The following is a 6,559-nucleotide window of genomic DNA, read 5'->3' as shown; positions in this document are numbered from 1 at the left end:
GGGCAGATCAAATTACCGCCTGACCAGTATCAAAGGGTACAAGTCAGTCGATCTTGCCCCCGCTGACCGCAAGGTCGAGCAGGTCTCACTGTCATAGCCACCCGCCAGTCCGCCTCCTCCTGCCGTCACGCCGCAGGCTTCGGGCTTTCGCACCAGTCTCCATAGGCGTATGCCTATGCCTTATCGGCTATCGACCCTGTCCGGTTCAAATGGGGTGCAGTCCATTGTCGCGAGACCCCTGGCCGCCGTTCTGCAGACAATCGCACGAGAAACGAGTAAATGCTTATCTTGACAATGCAGGATAGCTTGTATTTTCTCTCACTTTGGTTGATGGAAGGATAACGAGATGCCGGTTACTATTGATGCTCCTATATCCTGGAAGAACGCGAACGGAGATGACAGCATCATGCTGGACCATCTTCAGCCCAATATTGTAAAACCGCATGTGCGCGAGTTTCTGACGCTGATCTTCCTCAAGTTCAGCGATGAGGCATCCGGGCGTAGTTTTGTGCGATCATTGTCGGCGGATCTGATGAAGTCGGCAAAACAGCACCTGAACGAGATCGAGGCCTTCAAGGCCGATCCACCGGTGCCGGGAACTCCTTACGTTGGACTGGGCCTCACACGTTCAGGATATGACGTTCTATCCGTAGCAGATATTCCGGATGATCAGATCTTTCAGGCCGGAATGCAAAAGTCAGACTTTAACGACCCTGATGTCGATAGTTGGGACTCTTATTTTCGCGGCAGCATCCACGCTGTTGTTTTGGTGGCCGACATGCTGAACGACACGAAGGCCCAGGCACATGGTAAGGTGCTTCAACTGGTCGATGCAAATCCCGGTGTCTCGGTCGTGGGTACGCAGGATGGTCTGGGCCTTCATAACGACAACAGAGAGGGCATCGAGCATTTCGGCTATGTCGACGGACGAAGCCAGCCTCTCTTCCTTCGTGAAGACATCGATGCAGAAGAAGATCGAACGGACGGGACAGCGAATTGGGATCCCGCATTTCCGTTGAAGCAAATCATCGTGCCCGATCCGGCGGCACCAGACCCAGCTGTTCATTTTGGCAGCTACTTCATCTATCGGAAGCTGGAACAGAATGTGCGCTTCTTCAAGGCGGAAGAGGAGAAGCTCGCTGTTCGTTTTGGGCTCTCGGACGGTGAGAGGGCGGGCGCCATGGCCGTAGGGCGCTTCGAGGACGGAACGCCTGTGACGATGCAGTCGGAGGATGGGGTCGAAAGCCCGGTCCCCAACAATTTCAACTATTTCAGCGACAAGAACGGTGCCAAGTGTCCCTTCGCAGGACACATCCGCAAGACCAATCCAAGAGGATCCGGTGGCTTCGAGGACATGGAAGGTGAGCGGTCACACCTGATGGCGCGACGCGGCCAGACGTATGGCGTAAGAACGGACAATCCCAATGATGGCATGATCGCGAACAAGCCGGAGAAGGATGTCGGGCTTCTCTTCATGGCCTTCAACAGCGATATCGCGAACCAGTTCGAGTTCACGCAGAAAGTGTGGGCTAACAATCCCGGCTTTCCAGCCGTACCCGATGAATTTCCTGCCCCCGGCGTCGATCCCATCATTGGGCAAGTCCCAGGCGATGGACCGCGGCCCGACATGCAGGGAGCCGTCGTCTGGGGGCAGGCCGATTCACTGACGACCGTTTCGGCCGTTCCTCGCACGGTGACGATGAAGGGCGGGGAGTACTTCTTCATGCCGTCCCTCGCCTTCTTGAGGGCACTCTGACGGCGGAACCAAGTTGAACCTAGCGGTACTACTGCCTTCAATATCAGAACGCCGGCTCACAGGAGTTTAACGTCAGATTCGAACGATGGCTTAAAGAAGCCCCTCCAGATGAGTGCCGCAACTGGAGGGGTAAGCGCTGGCTGCATAGGTTCCAGAGGAAGGTCATTTCTGTAAATTATAGCTCGGATCACAGCTGCTGCCATTTGCAGTAGCTGTGATGTCTCAATACAAAATTGTCCAAACATCTTCATCATTCTTGCCGCCGTGCTACACGCTGACTCGATCAACGCTGGCGTGGATCGGTCAACAATACACAAGTTGATCAGCTTCGGATAGACGCCGTTGACGTTATGAAAACTGCGACCTTGGGCTTGAAGCTCGCCAACAAATATGACCCAGCAGCGGGGGAAGCTCGGCAAGAAACTAACTAGTGAAGGATATTCCAGGCCTACATCTAAAGTCTTTATTAGTATAACTAGGCATATGCCTGTGCAGTAGTGAATAGAAAACCTACTATGTTTGGATCAATTGTACCCAATCGTTTGGTAATGTCCGGAGCAGTGCTCAGTACGAAGAAGATACGCTGACGCCTGACTTGGTCCGCCAAAAGGGTACCAGCCGGATCGTTGAACTAGGTCTACACGGTGATGCTCGGCGGATGGAGGCACCGCCCCTTGTAGCCGTCGGCGTACCGAAGCCTGGTGGCGGAACGCGAGGCCTGCTGATCTGTGCCACTATACCATCCGTGGTGGACGGCGGTGCGTCTATCCGGAAAAATTTCGATTAGCATATCGATGCGGCTGCAACTTTGAGCCTACTTTCTGCAAGCATCACAATGACGATGTGCTCAGTTTCTACTTAAGTTGGAGCGAGCGCATGTGCGGCGAGGGAGGAAGGACCTATGGCGAATGTGGCTGGCAAGGCCTACGGGATGACCGTGATCACGCCGATGAACCCGGCGCGGACATGGGTCAATCATCTCGTCTTCATGGTGGCACGAATGATGCCGGGCACGCTTTCCGGCCTGCTCGGCCTCTCGCTAATACACTTCGCCCGCTGGGTGATCGTCAGGCGCGACCAGTGGCCGGACTTCGGGGAGGGCAAGCCTGAGGTCGACAACGACTACATGATCTTCTGCAGCAACTTCAACGGCACCTGGGATCAGTACATCGATGCGTTCTCCGACGGCATTCCAAACGGCCTCGACCTCTTCTGGTACTCCAGTACCAAGTACCCTTCCTCCATACCCAGCACCTCTTTCAAATCCTACATCTCCCACAACCAAATCCAGAACAATTACTTTTATAATGCCACGCCCGGCTCAGCACAGCGTGACATCAAGTCAGCCTTGCGCGTCTATGATGTCCTGCGTCAGCTCGCCCGGCAGCACCCAGGCATGACAGCGGGCCAGTTCGCCCTTGAATACAGGAAGGCCCTAGTCCGGGTGCAAAACGATCTCGGCACGTGCGGCCCGGCCCCGGCGGCGAGCCCGGCCACGGAGAATGCCGAGCGCAACCGGAAGGACTTCGTCGAACGGGAGTGGGGCGGGAAGCCTTGAGCGGGGAGCGCACATGCCAAACTTCGATGGTAGTCACTACTTCCTGACCGTCCTCGCACCGGTCAGGACCGAAGCCTTTGATGATGAGGGCAAGGTGCGGACGCACCTCCACGCTCTGCGCGAGACGCTCGACCTGCTGCCGACTGCGCGGCAAATGCCGGTCAACGAGCACAGCCCGCTCGACAGCCCGTTCGCACGCCATTTAGGCACTCATTTCGCGCGCTTCGTTGTCATCGACAACGTCGTCTATAACGGCCGCATCCGAGTGAACGCCATCTGGGCGGCGTTCACCGGCGCCAAGGCACTCGATGCCCAGAAAGCTGACCGGCTGAGCCGCCCCTACCTCTTGTTCGCTGTCGATTTCGACGCCCGGACCGGCGACGAGGATGAGGTCAAGCGCTATCTGACCGATCTGTGGAATGTGATGCCTGTCGAGCTTTGCAAGGTCTTCAGGCACTGCGACGGCTTCGCGATCGACAGCGACGCCAGCATGTTCGTCGCCTACATCCTCCGCTGCCGAATCGAAACGACCATGCCGTTCAATGATTACGGCTGGCGGAGGCCGTTGGCCAAGGAGAAGCTCTCGAAGGGGCGCAAAGTGGCGGACGTCGCGCGGCGTCTGTTCAAAGCCGGCCCGGCCGGTACGGTCCTCGCGGTTGCGTTGCTGGTCACGACCATCTCCCTGAGCGCCGGCCTCTTCGCATCCCCACTCTGGTGCCTTGCCATGGTCGCCTTTGCCGCGGCGGCCGTCACGGCCGCCTATCGCTCAACTTGGATCCGGGCGGCACTCGCCACGCTTGCCACGGCCCTCACGCTGCTTGGCTGGCTGTTCACGTCTGGGCCATGGGGGATTACTACAGTCGTGGGACTCGTCGCCACCGTCGGCGCGCTGCACAAGGCCGTGGTAGCGCTCGGCGCGCAGCCTTTCCCCCCCGAGCCCGACACCGATCTCAGGTCGGTGCTAAAGGCGCTCTACCTCCAGCAGCGCTTCGTTGAGTTCGCAATAGCCAACCAGCTCGCCGGCCCGCAGGAGCTTCACCACGCCTTCAAGGCCTTCATTGACACGCACCGGCCGGCCGAGGCCGAGCCGACGCAGGTGCCTGGTGTGATCCGGACCAAGTAAGGGAGGTTGTGACCATGCCGCTGCCGATCAGACTGGAGTTGGCCGACCTCCAAGGTCACATCGTGCGCTCGTACGGCCGCGACGGCTTCGCCACCGCGCGCCACTTCTTCCTCAACATCGACACCCGGAAGCCCGCTGATGGGCGACGGTTCGTCAACCGGCTCCGGGACAAGGTGACGACGGCTGAGCCATGGATCGGCGGCAAGGGTAACTACCCGTCCGGCAAGTCTATCCCCATGCCGCAAGTGGCTTACAATATCGGCTTCACCTTCCATGGGTTGCGCGCGCTAGGCCTGCCGACGCGCACGCTCCAGCTCCTGCCGGCCGAGTTCATCGACGGCATGCGGGCACGCTGCCACATTCTGGGCGACGTCGGCGAGAGCGCGCCGGACAAGTGGGACCCGATCTGGAAGGATCCGCAAGATCTTGAATCGCGTAAGATGGTCCATGTCTGGCTGGCGATGCACCCGCATCTCACTTCCGGTGATGCAATCGAGCACGAGACCAGCTGGCTCCGTCAGCTCGTCGCCGATTCAGGTGATGCGGTGCATCTGCTGAGTGGCCATCGCGGACCTGATGCCGATTTCCAGGCCGCCTCTGCGCTGGTGATCAACGGCGTCCACGTGCCCAAGGAGCATTTCGGCTACACGGACGCCATCGGCGACACCGTCTTCGTCGGCCAGACCGACCCGAGCGTGGAGCGGGTCCGCAAGATTGGCAGCGGTAAGATCATGCCCGACCAGAGCTGGGAGCCGATCGCGACCGGCGAGTTCGTGCTGGGCCATGTCGATGAATCGCAGGAATTGCCGCAGACCGCACCACCCTGGGAGTTCATGCGCAATGGTACCTTCATGGCCTACCGCAAGCTTCACCAGAACGTAGCGAGCTTCCATAGCTACATCGAACAGGCGGCTGCCGAGTATGCGCAGCTCATGAAGGTGGGGAAGTGCGAGGCCCGTGAGACGATCCGAGCCAAGCTGGTCGGCCGCTGGTCGGACGGCGTGCCGCTCATAGCGGCGCCGACCTTCCAGGCCTGGGAGGCGTTCCGGGAGCAGAACGCTGGGGTCGTCGCTTGGTGGGACGGCAAAACGGAAGGCAAGGATCTCACAGACAAGGAGAAGGCCGACTACATGCGGGTCCTGGTCGACTTCAAGTACAGCCAGGATCCGCAGGGTATCGCCTGTCCGTTTGGGGCGCATCTGCGCCGGGTCAACACGCGCGACATGCTCGATCCGGAGGCGTCGCCCGGCAGCAAGACTTGGAGCTCGACCCTCAACAACCGCCGCCGCATCCTCCGTCGCGGCCTGCCGTACGGGTCGTTCAAGACCAAGGATCATGACGACGCGGAGGAGCACGGCGTCATATTCATGGGACTCTGTGCCAGTCTGTTCCGCCAGTTCGAGTTCATCCAGCAGCAGTGGATCCAATACGGGCTCGACTTCAATCTCGGCAACGATACCGATCCCCTGATCGGAAGTCGCGCCATGGGCGGGCGCAAGCACGTCATCACGGCCGATCCGGCTGGCGACAATGCGCCCTTCATATGCACCGAGATGCCGCAGTTCGTCACTACTCGCGGCGGCGAGTACTTTTTCATCCCAAGCCTCACCGCCCTACGGATGATCGCGATGGGCAACGTCGATCCCACCTAAGCCGGTCGTCTCCCATCCCGAGCAGAGGGCGCTTTGAGGCAATGGCTATGCCACTAGATGGTTATCTCAAAGTATGGTTGTACAATTGATCATCATGCAGCGAGGGATATCCCACAGACTAGGTTCTTCACGGCAGGGCCCGCATGAACGAGGCACTCCGTCGCGCGATCCAGCTACATAAAGAGAGCACAAGAGCGCTGGCTCGGCAGTTACAACGTCAGCCCCACCACTATTCAAAAGTGGCGCCAGCGAAAGACTACCGCCGACGCACGCATGGGTCCGAATGACGACCATTCAATAGTCCTGGCGCTAGATGTTTGGTCCCAAAGGAGACTGCCGCGAAACCCTGGCCTTGGCCGTGCTGCTGTGATTCGATCCTGCCCATCAGGATGGGAGGCGGCCGATAGTACGCAAGGCGGTGGGTCAGGTGAGCCTGGTGGAAGCCCTGTTGCCGGCGGCCTTTGGCAGCA

General features: G+C 59.1%; 4 protein-coding genes and 1 pseudogene. All 5 read left to right on the top strand.

Annotated features, from left to right (window positions below; all coding sequences use genetic code 11):
• Nucleotides 1-346: 346 nt before the first annotated feature.
• Nucleotides 347-1,756 (top strand): hypothetical protein, encoded by a 1,410-nt coding sequence (locus VHL31_RS09190; RefSeq protein WP_329660906.1) that lies wholly within the window; start codon nt 347-349, stop codon nt 1,754-1,756.
• A gap of 901 nt (nt 1,757-2,657) precedes the next feature.
• Entirely contained in the window at nt 2,658-3,314 is a 657-nt protein-coding gene (locus VHL31_RS09185) for a hypothetical protein (protein WP_329660905.1), read from the top strand.
• A 13-nt stretch (nt 3,315-3,327) separates the two neighbouring features.
• A complete protein-coding gene (locus VHL31_RS09180; protein WP_329660904.1) occupies nt 3,328-4,437 on the top strand; it encodes a hypothetical protein in 1,110 nt (369 codons plus the stop codon).
• A gap of 14 nt (nt 4,438-4,451) precedes the next feature.
• Complete coding sequence (locus tag VHL31_RS09175) at nt 4,452-6,089, top strand: hypothetical protein (protein WP_329660903.1); 1,638 nt, start codon at nt 4,452-4,454, stop codon at nt 6,087-6,089.
• Between the two features lie 143 nt (nt 6,090-6,232).
• Nucleotides 6,233-6,404, top strand: a pseudogene (locus VHL31_RS09170) (IS481 family transposase); the annotation flags it as partial.
• Nucleotides 6,405-6,559: the final 155 nt, after the last annotated feature.

This window comes from Geminicoccus sp. (genome assembly GCF_036263595.1).
In the GTDB taxonomy this organism is placed as follows: domain Bacteria; phylum Pseudomonadota; class Alphaproteobacteria; order Geminicoccales; family Geminicoccaceae; genus Geminicoccus.
This window is presented reverse-complemented; position numbering and strand designations above follow the sequence as displayed.

Coding starts and splice junctions, on each gene's coding strand:
- VHL31_RS09190 (WP_329660906.1), top strand. CDS start 347: ATGCCGGTTACTATTGATGCTCCTATATCCTGGAAGAACGCGAACGGA.
- VHL31_RS09185 (WP_329660905.1), top strand. CDS start 2,658: ATGGCGAATGTGGCTGGCAAGGCCTACGGGATGACCGTGATCACGCCG.
- VHL31_RS09180 (WP_329660904.1), top strand. CDS start 3,328: ATGCCAAACTTCGATGGTAGTCACTACTTCCTGACCGTCCTCGCACCG.
- VHL31_RS09175 (WP_329660903.1), top strand. CDS start 4,452: ATGCCGCTGCCGATCAGACTGGAGTTGGCCGACCTCCAAGGTCACATC.